Below are 16,188 nucleotides of genomic sequence, written 5' to 3' on the forward strand. Positions count from 1 at the left end.
GGGGGTTGCACAAGTTGTCGAATGTTATAATATCACATTCCACTCATTCATTACGATAAATAGTCGCATTATGTTACAGAAAAATACGCTTCTTTGCGCAGCGCTTTCAACCGCGCTGCTGGCCGGTGTCACCAGCACCGCAAACGCTGCCGTCGTGGCCTCCCTTAAGCCGCTGGGCTTTATTGCTTCGGCCATCGCCGATGGGGTAACCACCACCGAAGTATTGCTGCCTGACGGCGCTTCCGAGCATGACTATTCACTGCGTCCTTCCGACGTAAAACGCTTACAGAACGCGGACTTAGTTTTCTGGGTCGGCCCGGATATGGAAGCGTTTATGGAAAAGTCAGCCCGCCAGATCCCCGCTAATCGCCAGGTGCAGATGCAAGCGCTGTCGGAGGTGCAACCGCTGCTGATTAAAGGCGGTGACGACGACGAGCATGACCATGAAGGACACGATCATGGCGGCGAAAATCATGATGAACATCACCATCACGGTGATTACAACATGCACCTGTGGCTCTCACCAGAGATCGCCCGGATGTCGGCGGTTGCAATCCATCAAAAATTAGTAGAACTTATGCCGCAAAGCCGAGCCCGGCTGGATGCCAACCTGAAAGATTTTGAGGCAAAATTAGCCCAAACCGATAAGCAGGTTGGTAGCGAGCTGGCGCCAGTGAAGGGTAAAGGGTATTTCGTTTTTCATGATGCTTACGGCTACTTTGAGAAACATTACGGGTTGACCCCGCTGGGTCACTTTACCGTCAACCCTGAAATTCAACCTGGCGCGCAGCGTTTACATCAAATCAGAACACAGTTGGTTGAGCAAAAAGCGACCTGCGTTTTTGCTGAGCCACAGTTCAGGCCAGCCGTTGTTGAAGCTGTCGCCAGAGGGACATCCGTTCGAATGGGAACGCTGGATCCGCTTGGAACCAGTATTAAATTGGGTAAAGAGAGCTATTCACAGTTCCTTTCCCTGTTGTCTACTCAGTATGCGAGCTGCCTGAAAGGAGATTAACGAGGAAGTGGATACGTGCAACAGATAGCCCGCTCTGTCGCCCTGGCATTTAATAATTTGCCCCGACCCCACCGCGTTATGCTGGGGTCTCTTACCGTTCTCACCTTTGCGGTCGCCGTCTGGCGACCGTACGTCTACCACCCGGAGTCTTCGCCGACCCCGATTGTTAAAACCATCGAACTGCATCAGAACGAAATTCGTTCTCTGCTCCCCGAGGCCAGTGAGCCAATCGACCAGACTATGCCCGATGAAGTGGAAGATATTCCGCAGGATGAGCTGGACGATAAAACCGCCAATGAAGCCGGCGTGCATGAATATGTTGTCTCTACCGGCGATACGCTGAGCAGTATTCTGAATCAGTATGGTATTGATATGGGTGATATCACCCAGCTTGCCAGCGCCGATAAAGAGCTGCGTAATCTCAAAATCGGCCAGCAGATCTCCTGGACGCTGACGCCGGAAGGCGATCTACAGCGTCTCACCTGGGAGATGTCCCGTAGGGAAACCCGCACCTACGACCGCACCGCCAGCGGTTTCAAAATGAGCAGCGAACTGCAAAAGGGCGACTGGGTTAACGCCGTCCTGAACGGCACCGTAGGCGCCAGCTTTGTCAGTAGCGCCAAACAGGCCGGTTTGACCAGCGCCGAAATTGGCGCGGTGATCAAAGCGATGCAGTGGCAGATGGATTTCCGTAAGTTGAAGAAAGGGGACGAGTTCTCGGTCCTGATGTCCCGCGAAATGCTCGACGGTAAGCGTGAGCAAAGCCAGCTACTGGGCGTGCGTCTGCGCTCCGCCGGTAAAGACTACTACGCTATCCGCGCCGAAGACGGCAAGTTCTACGATCGTAACGGTACGGGGCTGGCGAAGGGCTTTTTACGCTTCCCGACGTCAAAACAGTTCCGCGTTTCGTCCAACTTCAACCCGCGTCGCCTTAACCCGGTAACGGGCCGTATCGCGCCGCACAAAGGGGTGGATTTCGCCATGCCGCAGGGCACGCCTGTGCTCGCCGTCGGGGATGGCGAAGTGGTTGTGGCTAAACGCAGCGGCGCGGCGGGGTACTATGTTGCCGTGCGCCACGGACGCACCTATACCACTCGCTACATGCACCTGCGTAAGCTGCTGGTGAAACCGGGCCAGAAAGTGAAACGCGGCGATCGCATCGCCCTTTCCGGCAATACCGGTCGTTCTACCGGGCCGCATCTGCATTATGAAGTGTGGATCAACCAGCAGGCGGTTAACCCGCTGACGGCGAAACTGCCGCGCACCGAAGGTCTGACCGGCTCCGATCGCCGTGATTACCTGGCGCAGGTGAAAGAGGTCGTTCCGCAGCTTCGCTTCGATTAAGCTTCACCGCTTGCAAGCCGGTGCCATTTCGCGCCGGCTTTTTGTTTTGTCGGAACCGGTTCGCCTCGCTAAACTATCTCAACTTTAATCACCAAAACTGCCTGCGGAAGATGCATGGAAACCAGGAAAAATCATTCAGAGTACATTCCCGAGTTCGAAAAAGCGTTTCGCCATCCGCGCTACTGGGGCGCATGGATAGGTGTCTTCGCTTTTGCCGGGGTCGCATTGCTCCCCCCCTCCGTACGCGACCCGCTGCTGGGTAAACTGGGACGGCTGGCAGGACGCCTCGGTAAGAGCGCGCGCCGTCGCGCGCAAATTAACCTGCTGTACTGTTTCCCGGAAAAATCAGATGCGCAGCGGGAAGCCATCATCGACCAGATGTTCGCCACCGCGCCGCAGGCGATGGCGCTGATGGCCGAACTGGCGATACGCGGCCCGGAAAAGATCCTGCCCCGCGTGGAGTGGCAGGGGCGTGAGCTGATTGATGAGCTGCAGCGCAATAACGAAAACGTCATCTTCCTGGTGCCGCACGGCTGGGGGGTAGATATTCCGGCAATGCTGATGGCCTCGCAGGGGAAAAATATCGCGGCGATGTTCCACAACCAGGGGAATAAAGTCTTTGATTACGTCTGGAACAGCGTGCGCCGCCGCTTTGGCGGGCGTCTTCATGCGCGTAGCAACGGCATCAAGCCTTTTATTCAGTCGGTGCGCCAGGGCTACTGGGGTTACTATCTGCCCGATCAGGATCACGGGGCGGAGCATAGCGAGTTCGTTGATTTTTTCGCTACCTACAAAGCCACGCTGCCCGCAATTGGCCGCCTGATGAAAGTGTGCCGCGCGCGCATTGTGCCGCTCTTTCCGGTCTACGACGCTAAAACCCATCGGCTGATCATTCAGATTCGCCCGCCGATGGACGATCTGCTGACCGCAGATGACGTCACCATCGCCCGGCGGATGAACGAAGAGGTGGAGGTGTTTGTCGGCCCACATCCGGAGCAGTACACCTGGATACTGAAGCTCTTAAAAACACGCAGGCCCGGCGAAAAAGAGCCTTACCGGCGCAAAGAGCTGTTCCCGAAACGATAAAAAAACCCCGCGAACGCGGGGTTTTCTGTAACGGGCAACGTTAGCCGGATATGGGTTACTCGACGGTCAGAATACGGGTGGTATTGGTGGTGCCCACGGTACTCATCACATCGCCCTGGGTCACGATCACCAGATCGCCAGAGACCAGATAGCCTTTGTCACGCAGCAGGTTAACGGCATCGTTCGCCGCAACCACACCCTCGTTTACGCTATCGAAGTAGACCGGTGTAACGCCGCGATAGAGCGCGGTAAGGTTCAGGGTGCGCTCATGACGGGACATGGCAAAGATAGGCAGGCCAGAGCTGATACGTGAGGTCATCAGCGCCGTACGGCCTGATTCCGTCATAGAGATAATCGCGGTAACGCCCTTGAGGTGGTTGGCCGCGTACATGGCGGACATGGCGATGGCCTCTTCCACATTGTCGAACTGAATATCCAGACGATGTTTAGAGACGTTGATGCTGGGGATCTTTTCTGCGCCAAGGCAGACACGCGCCATCGCGGCGACCGTTTCCGCAGGGTACTGGCCGGCAGCGGTTTCCGCCGAGAGCATCACGGCGTCGGTGCCGTCCAGCACGGCGTTCGCCACGTCCATGACTTCCGCACGGGTCGGCATTGGGTTAGTGATCATCGACTCCATCATCTGGGTGGCGGTGATCACCGCACGGTTCAGCTGGCGGGCACGGCGAATTAACGCTTTTTGAATGCCGACCAGTTCCGGGTCGCCAATCTCTACGCCCAGGTCGCCACGGGCTACCATCACCACGTCAGAGGCGAGGATGACATCGTCCATCGCTTCCTGGCTGCAGACGGCTTCCGCGCGCTCTACTTTTGCCACGATTTTCGCGTCGCAGCCTGCGTCGCGCGCCAGGCGACGGGCATAGTTGAGATCCTCGCCGCAGCGCGGGAAGGAGACCGCCAGATAATCAACGCCGATAAGCGCGGCGGTGACGATATCCGCTTTATCTTTCTCGGTCAGGGCTTCTGCGGAAAGACCGCCGCCCAGCTTGTTGATGCCTTTATTGTTAGAGAGCGGGCCGCCAACGGTCACTTCGGTGAACACTTTCATGCCCTGAACTTCCAGCACTTTCAGCTGTACGCGACCGTCGTCAAGCAGCAGGATATCGCCCGGCACGACGTCAGCAGGCAGGCCTTTATAGTCGATACCGACTTTTTCTTTGTCGCCTTCGCCTTTGCCGAGGTTTGCGTCGAGCAGAAACTTATCGCCGATATTGAGGAAAACTTTACCTTCTTTGAAGGTAGAAACACGAATTTTAGGACCCTGCAAGTCCCCCAGGATAGCAACGTGACGGCCCAGTTTCGCTGCGATTTCACGCACTTTGTCGGCGCGTAATTTATGATCTTCCGGCGTACCGTGAGAAAAGTTCATACGCACTACGTTAGCGCCAGCGGCGATAATCTTTTCCAGATTATTATCGCGGTCGGTAGCCGGGCCTAAGGTAGTCACGATTTTGGTTCTGCGAAGCCTTCTGGACATGTAATACTCCGTTGACTAAAACAACTTGGTGTTGCGTGAACATGGATTCGATTCAGTTCTCAAACTAAGAATTTAACCGAATAGCGTAAGATGTTACAACTTTGTTATTACTATTAGTATTTATCGCTTCTGATAAGGAGCTCCTTATCAAAGCGCGATTCTTTCAGCGCTTCTTTGACCCGCTTCAAGTTATCCCTGAATTTTGCCCCCCGACGCAGCGTAAAGCCTGTTGCCAGTACATCAATCACCGTCAGCTGCGCCAGCCGCGACACCATTGGCATATAAATGTCGGTATCTTCCGGCACATCCAGGGTTATCGCCAGCGTCGCCTCACGGGCGAGGGGGGTGTCGGCCGAGGTCAGCGCGATAACCATGGCGTCGTTCTCCCGCGCCAGCTGCGCCAGCTCCACAAGGCTTTTCGTGCGCCCGGTGTGGGAGATCAGGACGACGACATCATCATCGCTACAATTCATACAGCTCATGCGTTGCAGCACAATGTCGTCGGTATAGACCACGGGAACATTGAAGCGGAAAAATTTATTCATCGCGTCGTGGGCAACCGCCGCCGAGGAGCCCAGACCGAAAAAGGCGATTTTTTTCGCCTGGGTCAGCAGATCCACCGCGCGGTTAACCGCCGTCATATCCAGAGACTGGCGAACATGGTCCAGGCTTGCCATCGCCGACTCAAAAATTTTCCCGGTATAGGCTTCAACACTATCATCTTCGTCGACATTACGATTTACATACGGCGTGCCGTTTGCCAGACTTTGCGCCAGATGCAGTTTGAAATCGGGGAATCCACGGGTGTCCAGGCTGCGGCAGAAGCGGTTAACGGTTGGCTCGCTCACGCCTGCCTGCTGGGCCAGAGCGGCAATACTGGAATGAATGGCCTGCTCAGGCGAGGCCAGAATCACTTCCGCCACTTTACGTTCGGATTTGCTAAGGTGTTCCAGTTGTGACTGGATTTTTTCCAGCATATTCATTTTAACGACATGCCCACAGGTTAAACGATGCCACCGGCAGGTGAAATCGTGGTGTGTTTTAGCAAGAATATACTTTCCCATGATTCAGAAAAGTCATTACTACGGGGAAAGTTGTTGTTTTTTTCATAACTTGATCATCGTCGGGTTTTACACCTGCCAGATCAGGCACATATCCTGGATTTTCAGCGTCGGTTAAGCGATTTTCCGCCGCAGAGGGAATAAGGCACGTGCGGTTAAGCGTTTGCGGTATCGCGTTTTACGTAAAAGCAGTACAGTGCAGTGTAATAAAATTACAAGTAAAACCTGGCAAAAGCACCAGGTAAGCTAACTGAGGAGAATGACATGGCGGTAACGCAAACAGCCCAGGCCTGTGACCTGGTCATTTTCGGCGCGAAAGGCGACCTCGCGCGCCGGAAACTGCTGCCTTCCCTGTATCAACTGGAAAAAGCGGGCCAGATCCATCCCGACACGCGTATCCTGGGCGTCGGGCGCGCGGACTGGGATAAAGAAGCCTATACCAAAGTGGTGCGTGAAGCGCTGGAAACTTTCATGAAAGAGAAAATTGATGAAAGTTTATGGGACACGCTGAGCGGCCGCCTGGATTTTTGCAATCTCGACGTTAACGACACCAAAGCGTTTAAGCGTCTTGGCAGCATGCTCGACCAGAAAGCGCGTACTACCATCAACTATTTTGCTATGCCGCCCAGCACCTTCGGCGCCATCTGCAAAGGCTTAGGCGAAGCGAAACTCAACGCGAAACCGGCCCGGGTTGTCATGGAGAAACCGCTGGGGACATCGCTGGCTACCTCCCGTGATATCAACAACCAGGTTGGCGAATATTTCGAAGAGTGCCAGGTCTATCGTATCGACCACTATCTGGGTAAAGAGACGGTGCTGAACCTGCTGGCGCTGCGTTTTGCCAACTCGCTGTTCGTCAATAACTGGGACAACCGCACTATCGACCACGTCGAGATCACCGTGGCGGAAGAGGTGGGCATTGAGGGGCGCTGGGGTTACTTCGATCAGGCCGGGCAGATGCGGGATATGATCCAGAACCACCTGCTGCAAATCCTCTGCATGATCGCCATGGCGCCGCCGTCGGATCTTACCGCCGACAGCATCCGTGACGAAAAAGTGAAAGTGCTGAAATCCCTGCGCCGTATCGATCGCTCGAACGTGCGTGAGAAAACCGTGCGCGGCCAGTACACCGCCGGTTTTGCCCAGGGCAAAAAAGTGCCTGGCTACCTCGAAGAAGAGGGCGCGAACAAAAGCAGCAACACCGAAACCTTTGTCTCCATCCGCGTGGACATCGATAACTGGCGTTGGGCGGGCGTGCCGTTCTACCTGCGCACCGGCAAACGCCTGCCGGCAAAATGCTCTGAGGTGGTGGTCTACTTCAAGAACCCGGAACTCAACCTGTTTAAAGAGTCCTGGCCGGATCTGCCGCAGAACAAGCTGACCATTCGTTTGCAGCCGGATGAAGGGGTGGATATCCAGATCCTTAACAAAGTACCGGGGCTGGATCACAAGCACAATCTGCAGACCACCAAACTGGATCTGAGCTACTCAGAAACCTTCAATGAAACGCATCTTGCCGACGCCTACGAACGTCTGCTGCTGGAAACCATGCGTGGTATTCAGGCGCTGTTCGTGCGTCGTGATGAAGTCGAAGAGGCGTGGAAATGGGTGGATTCCATTACCGAAGCCTGGGCGATGGATAACGACTCGCCGAAACCCTACCAGGCTGGCACCTGGGGGCCGGTGGCCTCGGTGGCGATGATTACCCGTGACGGACGCTCCTGGAACGAATTTGAGTGATCGCCCCTGCGGTGATGTTACGCATGTTTACCGGTAACATGATCTAACACAGAAATCAGGTTAATATTTATGCTTTCAGGCCCCGACTGGATTCACCAGCGGGGCTTTTTTTATTACACTGGCTCCAGTGATTTTGCCTTTGGGGCGTGGTATAGCTCATTTCCTGCCGTATAACAGCAGAAATTAATTGCGCTGACCTGCACAGCCCCGGACAGATAAATTTCAGGAGCTTTTATGAACTCAGTATTGTTACGGGTAACAAATCGTATTATTGAACGCTCTCAGGCAACCCGCTCAGCCTACCTGCAACGCATCGAGCAGGCGAAGAGCAACACCGTCCATCGTTCGACGCTCGCCTGCGGGAACCTTGCTCACGGTTTTGCCGCCTGCCAGCCGGAAGATAAAGCCTCTTTAAAGAGCATGCTGCGTAACAACATTGGCATTATCACCTCCTACAACGACATGCTCTCCGCCCACCAGCCTTATGAAACCTATCCCGCTATTATTCGCAAGGCGCTGCATTCAGTGAATGCGGTAGGGCAGGTGGCAGGCGGGGTTCCGGCGATGTGCGACGGCGTTACCCAGGGCCAGGATGGGATGGAACTTTCCCTGCTCAGCCGTGAAGTGATCGCCATGTCGGCGGCGGTGGGTCTGTCGCATAATATGTTTGACGGCGCGCTGTTCCTTGGCGTGTGCGACAAGATTGTTCCGGGGCTTGCTATGGCGGCCTTCTCGTTTGGTCATCTGCCTGCGGTATTTGTTCCTTCCGGCCCGATGGCCAGCGGCCTGGCGAATAAAGAAAAAGTCCGCATCCGCCAGCTGTATGCCGAAGGCAAGGTAGACCGGATGGCGCTGCTGGAGTCTGAAGCGGCCTCTTACCATGCCCCCGGCACCTGCACCTTCTACGGCACCGCTAACACCAACCAGATGGTGATGGAGTTTATGGGGATGCAGCTTCCCGGCTCCTCTTTTGTGCAGCCGGACGCCCCGCTGCGCGAGGCGCTTACCGCTGCCGCCGCGCGTCAGGTCACGCGCCTGACCGGCAACGGCAGCGAATGGATGCCGGTGGGTAAAATGGTTGATGAAAAGGTCATCGTCAACGGCATCGTCTCGCTGCTGGCGACTGGCGGCTCCACCAACCACACCATGCATCTGGTGGCGATGGCGCGGGCGGCGGGTATCATCATTAACTGGGATGATTTCTCTGAGCTTTCTGACGTCGTGCCGCTGCTGGCGCGTCTCTACCCGAATGGCCCGGCCGATATCAACCACTTCCAGGCCGCAGGCGGGGTGCCGGTACTGATGCGCGAACTGCTGAAAGGCGGTTTGCTGCACGAAGATGTCAACACCGTGGCCGGGTTTGGGCTTTCCCGCTACACCCTTGAGCCGTGGCTCAATAACGGCGAGCTTGACTGGCGTGAAGGGGCGAGCGCATCGCTGGACGCCGCAATTATCGCGACCATTGATAAACCGTTCTCCCATCACGGCGGCACCAAAGTGCTGAGCGGCAACCTGGGACGCGCGGTAATGAAAACCTCCGCCGTGCCAACAGAAAACCAGGTGATCGAAGCGCCTGCGGTGGTTTTCGAAAGCCAGCACGACGTGCTGCCTGCCTTCGAAGCCGGACTGCTGGATAAAGATTGCGTGGTGGTTGTCCGCCATCAAGGACCTAAAGCGAACGGCATGCCAGAATTACATAAACTTATGCCACCACTTGGTGTATTATTGGACCGCTGTTTCAAAATTGCGCTGGTTACCGATGGACGGCTCTCCGGCGCATCAGGTAAAGTGCCCTCAGCGATTCACGTGACACCCGAAGCTTATGATGGCGGCCTGCTGGCGAAAGTCCGCGACGGCGATCTTATTCGGGTTAATGGTCAGACGGGCGAATTGACGCTGCTGGTGGATGACAACGAGCTGGCTTCACGTCAGCCGCATATCCCCGATTTAAGTGCGTCGCGCGTTGGCACGGGGCGCGAACTGTTTGGCGCGCTGCGGGAAAAACTCTCCGGCGCGGAGCAGGGTGCGACCTGTATCACTTTTTAAGACGAAGTTTTTTAGTTCAGGCGAGAGAAAAACTCTGATGAAAAATTGGAAAACGAGTGCAGAAGCAATCCTGAAAACTGGCCCGGTTGTGCCGGTTATTGTGATTAACAAACTGGAACACGCAGTACCGATGGCGAAAGCGCTGGTCGCCGGCGGCGTTCGCGTGCTGGAAGTCACCCTGCGTACCGCTTGCGCAATGGACGCGATTCGCGCCATCGCCAAAGAGGTACCGGAAGCCATTATCGGCGCGGGCACCGTGCTGAATGCGCAGCAGTTAAAAGAAGTGACCGAAGCAGGCGCGCAGTTTGCTATCAGCCCTGGCCTGACCGAGCCGCTGCTGAAAGCGGCAACCGAAGGCACCATCCCGTTGATTCCGGGTATCAGCACCGTTTCCGAACTGATGCTGGGCATGGATTTCGGCCTGAAAGAGTTCAAATTCTTCCCGGCTGAGGCCAACGGCGGCACCAAAGCGTTGCAGGCGATTGCCGGCCCGTTCTCGCAGGTTCGTTTCTGCCCGACCGGCGGTATCTCTCCAGCCAACTACCGCGACTACCTGGCACTGAAAAGCGTACTGTGCATCGGCGGCTCCTGGCTGGTGCCGGCAGACGCGATGGAAGCAGGCGACTGGGACCGCATCACTAAACTGGCTCGCGAAGCGGTAGAAGGCGCGAAACAGTAATTCCCACAGCGCAAGCTGCGCGATGGCAAACCCCGGCAGGCGGTCACGCTTCCGGGGTTTTTATTTCGCGCCGGCCAGGCTGATGGCGCAACTAGCCTGCGACTTTCACCGCACCTGCCGCCGCTTTTGCCCGCTCAACCGCCTCTTCAACCGTCGCGGCGGTTGCCAGTACTACCCCCAGCCGACGCGTGCCGTCAATTTCCGGCTTGCCAAACAAGCGTAGCTGCATGCCTGCGCCCACGGCCAGCTGCAGATTATCAAACGTCACATTCTGGCTTTTCAGTTCCGGCAGGATAACCGCCGACGCTGACGGGCCATACTGACGGATCTGTCCCACAGGCAGCCCGAGAAATGCCCGAACGTGCAAAGCGAACTCGGACATATCCTGCGAAATAAGCGTTACCATACCGGTGTCATGCGGGCGCGGTGAAACTTCGCTAAAGATAACGTCGTCGCCGCAGACAAACAGCTCAACGCCGAACAGCCCGTGCCCGCCCAGCGCCAGAACCACCTTGCGCGCAATCTCCTGCGCCCGCTCCAGCGCCTGCTGGCTCATGGCCTGCGGCTGCCATGATTCGCGATAATCGCCATCCTCCTGACGATGACCAACCGGATCGCAGAAGTGCACGCCATCAACCGCGCTTACCGTCAGGAGGGTGATCTCGAAATCAAACTTCACGACGCCTTCAACGATAACGCGTCCTGCGCCTGCGCGGCCGCCCTGCTGCGCATACTCCCACGCGCTGGACAACTGCGCCGCGCTACGGATAAAACTCTGTCCCTTGCCAGAAGAGCTCATCACCGGCTTGACGATACAGGGCAGGCCAATCTCTTCTACCGCCTGGCGAAAACCGGCCTCGCTGTCGGCAAACCGGTAGGTCGAGGTCGGCAGGGCCAGCTCTTCCGCCGCCAGGCGACGAATACCTTCCCGGTTCATGGTCAGCTTCGCCGCGCGGGCGCAGGGCACGACGCGCTGGCCCTGCGCTTCCAGCTCGATCAGCGTATCGGTGGCGATCGCTTCGATCTCCGGCACGATAAAGTGGGGTTGCTCCTGGGCTACCAGCGCCCGCAGGGCGTCGCCATCCAGCATATTGATAACATGGGCGCGGTGCGCCACCTGCATAGCGGGGGCGTCTGGGTAGCGGTCTACGGCAATCACCTCAATGCCAAGACGCTGGCATTCAATCGCCACCTCTTTTCCAAGCTCGCCAGAACCCAGTAACATGACGCGTGTCGCTGCCGGACGCAGCGCAGTACCTAATAGAGTCATAGCCGTTTGACCTTCGTAAAAAAATTGGCGGCAGTATAACGAAAACGATTGCGTCTGTCTTTTCCGTCTTGCGCTTTCACGCGATCAGGGGTAATATACTGTACATAAACACAGTATAGAGGGCTGCATCATGGCGGTTGAAGTTAAATACGTAGTCATTCGCGAAGGTGAGGAAAAAATGTCTTTTGCCAGCAAAAAGGAAGCTGACGCTTACGATAAAATGCTCGACCTGGCAGAGGTGCTCGAAACCTGGCTGGCCGATGCGCCCGTAGCGTTTGAAGCTGAACAGCGCGACCAGATGGCGATGTGGGTGGCTGAACAAAAAGATGTCCTCAGCCATATCCTTAAATCGGGCAAGCTGCCGGGTGCCGATACGCCTGCCTCCGAGCCTGCTACCGATGAATCCGACAGCGCTGGCGCAGACGCAGTGAGCATTAAGCGCGCAGCGAAACGCTCCGCCGCCTGATCCGCCTTGCGCAGCCGCTAATTTGTACCATGCTTTCTATGGGCTTTATGCACAGGAGAAAAGCATGAAAATTTCAGGGGTGGTACTGGGCGCAGTCGTGCTGGCGAGTGCGATGGCCGCTTCGGCGGCTGAGACTGTCGATCACAAAACGGTAAAATTCCCGACGTGTGAAGGCAGCAGCGCGGAAACTATCGCGGCCAGCGTCAAACGCGATTATCAGCAAAACCGCATCGTGCGCTGGGCTGACGATCAGAAAAAGCTGGGACAGGCCGATCCGGTTGTCTGGATAAACCTTAAAGATATTAAAGGCAAGGATGACAAATGGCAGGTGCCGCTAACGGCCCGGGGCAAGAGCGCCGACGTTCACTACCTGGTTCACCTTGACTGCAAGGCGGGCAAGGCAGAGTACCAGCCTCAGTAACTTATTTACCTTTGCGCAACTTTTGCTGATTTAGACATTTCCTGACACCCCCTCGCTTACGCTGAGCCTTTTAAGCCATATAGCGAGGGGCATCATGTCAAACTGGTTAAACCAACTGCAATCACTTCTTGGCCAAAAGGCGCAATCCACTACCTCTGGCGGCGAACAGGGTCTCGGCAAGCTGCTGGTGCCTGGCGCGTTAGGCGGCCTCGCCGGGCTGCTGGTCTCCAGCAAATCCTCCCGTAAACTGCTGACGAAATACGGTACCAGCGCGCTGCTTGTTGGCGGTGGCGCGGTAGCGGGCACCGTCCTGTGGAATAAATACAAAGATAAAATTCGTGCGGCACACGAAGGGGAACCTGACTTCGGCCAGCAGAACTCGCCGTTGGATGTACGCACCGAACGGCTGATACTGGCGCTGGTTTTCGCCGCGAAAAGCGACGGGCATATTGATGACCAGGAACGTGCGCACATTGAGCAACAGCTCAGGGAGGCGGGCGTCGAAAACCAGGGCAGAGCGCTGATAGCGCAAGCCATTGAACAACCACTGGATCCCCAGCGGCTGGCGCGGGATATCAAAAATGAAGAAGAGGCGCTGGAGGTTTACTTCCTCAGCTGCGCGGCCATCGATATCGACCACTTTATGGAGCGCAGTTATCTGAGCGCGCTGGGCGACGCGCTGAAAATTCCGCAGGAGGTTCGTGACGGCATCCAGGCGGACCTGCAAGCGCAAAAACAGGCGTTGCCGCAGTGACCTGAGAATACGTTTCGCTTGCATCACGCGCGGCTTTTGCCAACCTTATAGAGTGTAAAACAGATAAGAACAGAGCTATGCCGCCGAAAGCAAAACGAATTCCCCACGCCATGACCGTGCATGGCGATACACGACTGGATAACTATTACTGGCTGCGTGACGATTCGCGCTCGCAGCCGGAGGTGCTTGAGTACCTCAACCAGGAGAACGACTACGGCAGGCGGGTAATGGCCTCTCAGCAGGCGCTGGAGGAGCGATTGCTCCAGGAAATCGTTTCGCGTATACCGCCGCGTGAAGTCTCCGCTCCCTACGTCAAAAACGGCTACCGCTACCGTCATGTCTATGAGCCGGGGTGTGAGTATGCCATTTACCAGCGCCAGTCGGTGCTGGCGGAAGAGTGGGATGAGTGGCAGGTGCTGCTGGACGCCAATAAACGCGCCGCCCACAGCGAATTCTATACGCTGGGGGGCTTTGCCGTGACGCCTGATAACAAGCTTATGGCGCTCGCGGAAGATTATCTCTCCCGCCGTCAGTACGGCCTGCGCTTTAGGAATCTGGAAACCGGAAACTGGTATCCGGAGATGTTAAGCAACGTCTCGCCGGATTTCGTCTGGGTGAATGATTCCGAAACGCTCTACTATGTGCGTAAACACGCCACCACGCTGCTGCCCTACCAGGTCTGGCGTCATACCGTAGGCACCCCGGCAAGTCAGGACGAACTGGTGTATGAAGAGGCCGATGACACCTTTTACGTCAGCCTGGGTAAAACCACGTCACAACATTACATCATTATCCATCTGGCGAGCGCGACCACCAGCGAAGTGCTGCTGTTGGATGCGGAACTGCCCGATGCGCAGCCGCTCTGTTTTTTACCCCGTCGCAAAGATCACGAATACAGCCTCGACCACTTTCAGCACACCTTCTATCTGCGCTCGAATCGGGACGGCAAGAACTTTGGCCTCTATCGCACCAAAGTGCGCGCGGAAAAACGCTGGGAAGTGCTGATCCCGCCGCGGGATCAGATCATGCTGGAAGGCTTTACCCTCTTTACCGACTGGCTGGTAGTGGAAGAGCGCCAGCGGGGGCTGACCAGCCTGCGGCAGATCAACCGCAAAACGCGCGAGGTAACGGGTATCGCCTTTGACGATCCCGCCTATGTTACCTGGCTTGCTTATAACCCCGAACCGGAGACCTCGCGTCTGCGCTACGGCTATTCGTCAATGACCACGCCGGATACGCTTTTTGAGCTGGATATGGACACCGGCGAGCGGCGGGTGCTTAAACAGGCCGAGGTCAACGGCTTCGATGCCAGCCTGTATCGCAGCGAGCACCTGTGGGTCAGGGCGCGCGACGGAGTAGAAGTGCCGGTATCACTGGTCTACAACCACAAATATTTCCGCAAGGGAGAAAACCCGCTGCTGGTTTACGGTTACGGTTCCTACGGCTCCAGCATTGATGCTGATTTCAGCAGCAGCCGTCTTAGCCTGCTGGATCGTGGCTTCGTCTTCGCTATTGCCCATATTCGTGGCGGCGGTGAGCTGGGCCAGCAGTGGTATGAAGACGGTAAGTTCCTGAAAAAGAAAAACACCTTTAACGATTTCATCGATGTAACCGACGCTCTGCTGGCTCAGGGCTATGGCTCGCCGCTGTTCTGCTACGGCATGGGCGGCAGCGCGGGCGGGCTGCTGATGGGGGCCGTTATCAATGAACGGCCTTCGCTGTTCCACGGCGTTATCGCTCAGGTGCCGTTTGTTGATGCGCTGACCACCATGCTGGATGAGTCTATTCCGCTCACCACGGGGGAATTTGAGGAGTGGGGGAATCCGCAGGATGAAACCTACTATCACTATATCAAGAGCTATAGCCCCTACGACAATATCTCCGCGCATGATTATCCGCATATGCTGGTGACCACCGGGCTGCATGATTCGCAGGTACAGTACTGGGAGCCCGCCAAATGGGTTGCCAAACTGCGCGAAATGAAAACCGATGATAACCTGCTACTGCTTTGTACCGACATGGATTCAGGCCACGGGGGGAAATCGGGCCGCTTTAAATCCTGGGAAGGGGTAGCGCTGGAGTATGCCTTCCTGATCGGCCTGGCGCAGGGCACCTTACCGGGCAGGAAAGCGGATTAATTCTGATCCAGATAGTGCTTAAGGGTCATTCGCAGTTCCGGGCTCATTCTGTCGAGGTTGTTAAACAGCCAGCGCAGGTAGCCCGGATCGCGCTCGGCAACCTCCGCCACCGGTTTGCCCCGGTATTTACCAAAGGTGAAGGTGGTGAGCAGGGCAGGGCGACCCGTCACATTGACCATCTGCTCCGGCGTCCAGCCAGAGGTATTCATAATGTCGATCAGCAAGGCTGCGGTGATATAGCAGTCGTAGAGCGCGCGGTGATGGTGTAAGCCCGGCGGCGTCTGCACCGTCAGCTTACGCGACTTATAAAGCGCCATATTGCTGTATTTAATGCCGGGCCACAGCCGCCGCGCCAGCTTCATGGTACAGATCCACTCGCCGGGCATCTCCGGCAGAACGCGGCGGTCAAAGCTGGCATTATGGGCAACGTACCACTGGCTGCCCTGATAGTGCCCGATGATCTCTTCAATCCACGGCTGGTCCGCGACCATCGCCTCTGTGATACGGTGGATAGCCATCGCCTGCGGGCTGATAGGGCGATCAGGGCGGACAAGATGACTCATGGGGTTAATTATCTGCCCGTTCACCACATCCACCGAGGCGATTTCGACTATGCCGCCCTGCAGATCGCAGGTTTCGGTATCGATAACCCGTAAAATCGTCTCGTCGC

14 protein-coding genes are annotated in these 16,188 nt (G+C 56.3%); 10 read left to right on the plus strand and 4 right to left on the minus strand.

The features are described from left to right. Positions 1–70: 70 nt before the first annotated feature. The 3 genes from znuA (at position 71) to lpxM (ending at position 3,445) form a co-directional block, all read left to right on the plus strand. Positions 71–1,015 (plus strand): zinc ABC transporter substrate-binding protein ZnuA, encoded by a 945-nt coding sequence (gene znuA / locus ENTHG_RS03960; RefSeq protein WP_044173692.1) that lies wholly within the window; start codon positions 71–73, stop codon positions 1,013–1,015. A 15-nt stretch (positions 1,016–1,030) separates the two neighbouring features. Continuing rightward, a complete protein-coding gene (mepM, locus tag ENTHG_RS03965; RefSeq protein ID WP_044173694.1) occupies positions 1,031–2,359 on the plus strand; it encodes a murein DD-endopeptidase MepM in 1,329 nt (442 codons plus the stop codon). Positions 2,360–2,473: 114 nt separating this feature from the next. Further along, the gene (lpxM, locus tag ENTHG_RS03970) at positions 2,474–3,445 is read left to right on the plus strand and encodes a lauroyl-Kdo(2)-lipid IV(A) myristoyltransferase (RefSeq protein ID WP_044173696.1); all 972 of its coding nucleotides are present in this window, start codon (positions 2,474–2,476) and stop codon (positions 3,443–3,445) included. Positions 3,446–3,500: 55 nt separating this feature from the next. Here lpxM and pyk read toward each other — a convergent pair whose 3' ends face one another. Both pyk and ENTHG_RS03980 read right to left on the minus strand, forming a co-directional pair. Further along, the gene (pyk, locus tag ENTHG_RS03975) at positions 3,501–4,943 is read right to left on the minus strand and encodes a pyruvate kinase (RefSeq protein ID WP_044173699.1); all 1,443 of its coding nucleotides are present in this window, start codon (positions 4,941–4,943) and stop codon (positions 3,501–3,503) included. A 113-nt stretch (positions 4,944–5,056) separates the two neighbouring features. Continuing rightward, positions 5,057–5,926 carry a MurR/RpiR family transcriptional regulator gene (locus ENTHG_RS03980; protein WP_044173702.1) on the minus strand — a complete coding sequence of 290 codons (870 nt, stop codon included), beginning with the start codon at positions 5,924–5,926 and terminating at the stop codon, positions 5,057–5,059. Positions 5,927–6,268: 342 nt separating this feature from the next. Between ENTHG_RS03980 and zwf the strand changes: the two genes are divergently transcribed. The 3 genes from zwf to ENTHG_RS03995 all read left to right on the plus strand — a co-directional run bounded on the left by zwf (position 6,269) and on the right by ENTHG_RS03995 (position 10,469). Then, complete coding sequence (zwf, locus tag ENTHG_RS03985) at positions 6,269–7,744, plus strand: glucose-6-phosphate dehydrogenase (protein WP_044173705.1); 1,476 nt, start codon at positions 6,269–6,271, stop codon at positions 7,742–7,744. A gap of 234 nt (positions 7,745–7,978) precedes the next feature. Continuing rightward, positions 7,979–9,790: a phosphogluconate dehydratase gene (edd, locus tag ENTHG_RS03990; protein ID WP_044173708.1), complete on the plus strand. Its 1,812-nt coding sequence runs from the start codon at positions 7,979–7,981 to the stop codon at positions 9,788–9,790. A 37-nt stretch (positions 9,791–9,827) separates the two neighbouring features. Then, the gene (locus ENTHG_RS03995; RefSeq protein ID WP_044173710.1) at positions 9,828–10,469 is read left to right on the plus strand and encodes a bifunctional 4-hydroxy-2-oxoglutarate aldolase/2-dehydro-3-deoxy-phosphogluconate aldolase; all 642 of its coding nucleotides are present in this window, start codon (positions 9,828–9,830) and stop codon (positions 10,467–10,469) included. A 91-nt stretch (positions 10,470–10,560) separates the two neighbouring features. On the opposite strand, the gene purT is transcribed toward ENTHG_RS03995, so the two are convergent. Beyond that, positions 10,561–11,739, minus strand: coding sequence for a formate-dependent phosphoribosylglycinamide formyltransferase (purT, locus tag ENTHG_RS04000; protein ID WP_044173713.1), 1,179 nt, complete (start codon positions 11,737–11,739; stop codon positions 10,561–10,563). A 130-nt stretch (positions 11,740–11,869) separates the two neighbouring features. On the opposite strand from purT, the gene ENTHG_RS04005 reads away from it, so the two are divergent. From ENTHG_RS04005 to ptrB, 4 genes are all read left to right on the plus strand, one after another. Then, positions 11,870–12,205 (plus strand): YebG family protein, encoded by a 336-nt coding sequence (locus ENTHG_RS04005; protein WP_044173715.1) that lies wholly within the window; start codon positions 11,870–11,872, stop codon positions 12,203–12,205. A 64-nt stretch (positions 12,206–12,269) separates the two neighbouring features. Continuing rightward, positions 12,270–12,626, plus strand: coding sequence for a protein YebF (yebF, locus tag ENTHG_RS04010; RefSeq protein WP_044173716.1), 357 nt, complete (start codon positions 12,270–12,272; stop codon positions 12,624–12,626). Positions 12,627–12,720: 94 nt separating this feature from the next. Beyond that, entirely contained in the window at positions 12,721–13,380 is a 660-nt protein-coding gene (locus ENTHG_RS04015) for a tellurite resistance TerB family protein (protein ID WP_044173719.1), read from the plus strand. A 77-nt stretch (positions 13,381–13,457) separates the two neighbouring features. After that, positions 13,458–15,518: an oligopeptidase B gene (ptrB, locus tag ENTHG_RS04020; RefSeq protein ID WP_044173721.1), complete on the plus strand. Its 2,061-nt coding sequence runs from the start codon at positions 13,458–13,460 to the stop codon at positions 15,516–15,518. On the opposite strand, the gene exoX is transcribed toward ptrB, so the two are convergent. Further along, positions 15,515–16,177, minus strand: coding sequence for an exodeoxyribonuclease X (gene exoX / locus ENTHG_RS04025; RefSeq protein WP_044178962.1), 663 nt, complete (start codon positions 16,175–16,177; stop codon positions 15,515–15,517). The two genes, ptrB and exoX, sit on opposite strands and share 4 nt — an antisense overlap. Between the last annotated feature and the right edge of the window lie 11 nt (positions 16,178–16,188).

It is taken from the genome of Phytobacter massiliensis JC163 (genome assembly GCF_000321045.1).
In the GTDB taxonomy this organism is placed as follows: Bacteria; Pseudomonadota; Gammaproteobacteria; order Enterobacterales; family Enterobacteriaceae; genus Phytobacter_A; species Phytobacter_A massiliensis.

Coding starts and splice junctions, on each gene's coding strand:
- znuA (WP_044173692.1), top strand. CDS start 71: ATGTTACAGAAAAATACGCTTCTTTGCGCAGCGCTTTCAACCGCGCTG.
- lpxM (WP_044173696.1), top strand. CDS start 2,474: ATGGAAACCAGGAAAAATCATTCAGAGTACATTCCCGAGTTCGAAAAA.
- pyk (WP_044173699.1), bottom strand. CDS start 4,943: ATGTCCAGAAGGCTTCGCAGAACCAAAATCGTGACTACCTTAGGCCCG.
- ENTHG_RS03980 (WP_044173702.1), bottom strand. CDS start 5,926: ATGAATATGCTGGAAAAAATCCAGTCACAACTGGAACACCTTAGCAAA.
- zwf (WP_044173705.1), top strand. CDS start 6,269: ATGGCGGTAACGCAAACAGCCCAGGCCTGTGACCTGGTCATTTTCGGC.
- edd (WP_044173708.1), top strand. CDS start 7,979: ATGAACTCAGTATTGTTACGGGTAACAAATCGTATTATTGAACGCTCT.
- ENTHG_RS03995 (WP_044173710.1), top strand. CDS start 9,828: ATGAAAAATTGGAAAACGAGTGCAGAAGCAATCCTGAAAACTGGCCCG.
- purT (WP_044173713.1), bottom strand. CDS start 11,739: ATGACTCTATTAGGTACTGCGCTGCGTCCGGCAGCGACACGCGTCATG.
- ENTHG_RS04005 (WP_044173715.1), top strand. CDS start 11,870: ATGGCGGTTGAAGTTAAATACGTAGTCATTCGCGAAGGTGAGGAAAAA.
- yebF (WP_044173716.1), top strand. CDS start 12,270: ATGAAAATTTCAGGGGTGGTACTGGGCGCAGTCGTGCTGGCGAGTGCG.
- ENTHG_RS04015 (WP_044173719.1), top strand. CDS start 12,721: ATGTCAAACTGGTTAAACCAACTGCAATCACTTCTTGGCCAAAAGGCG.
- ptrB (WP_044173721.1), top strand. CDS start 13,458: ATGCCGCCGAAAGCAAAACGAATTCCCCACGCCATGACCGTGCATGGC.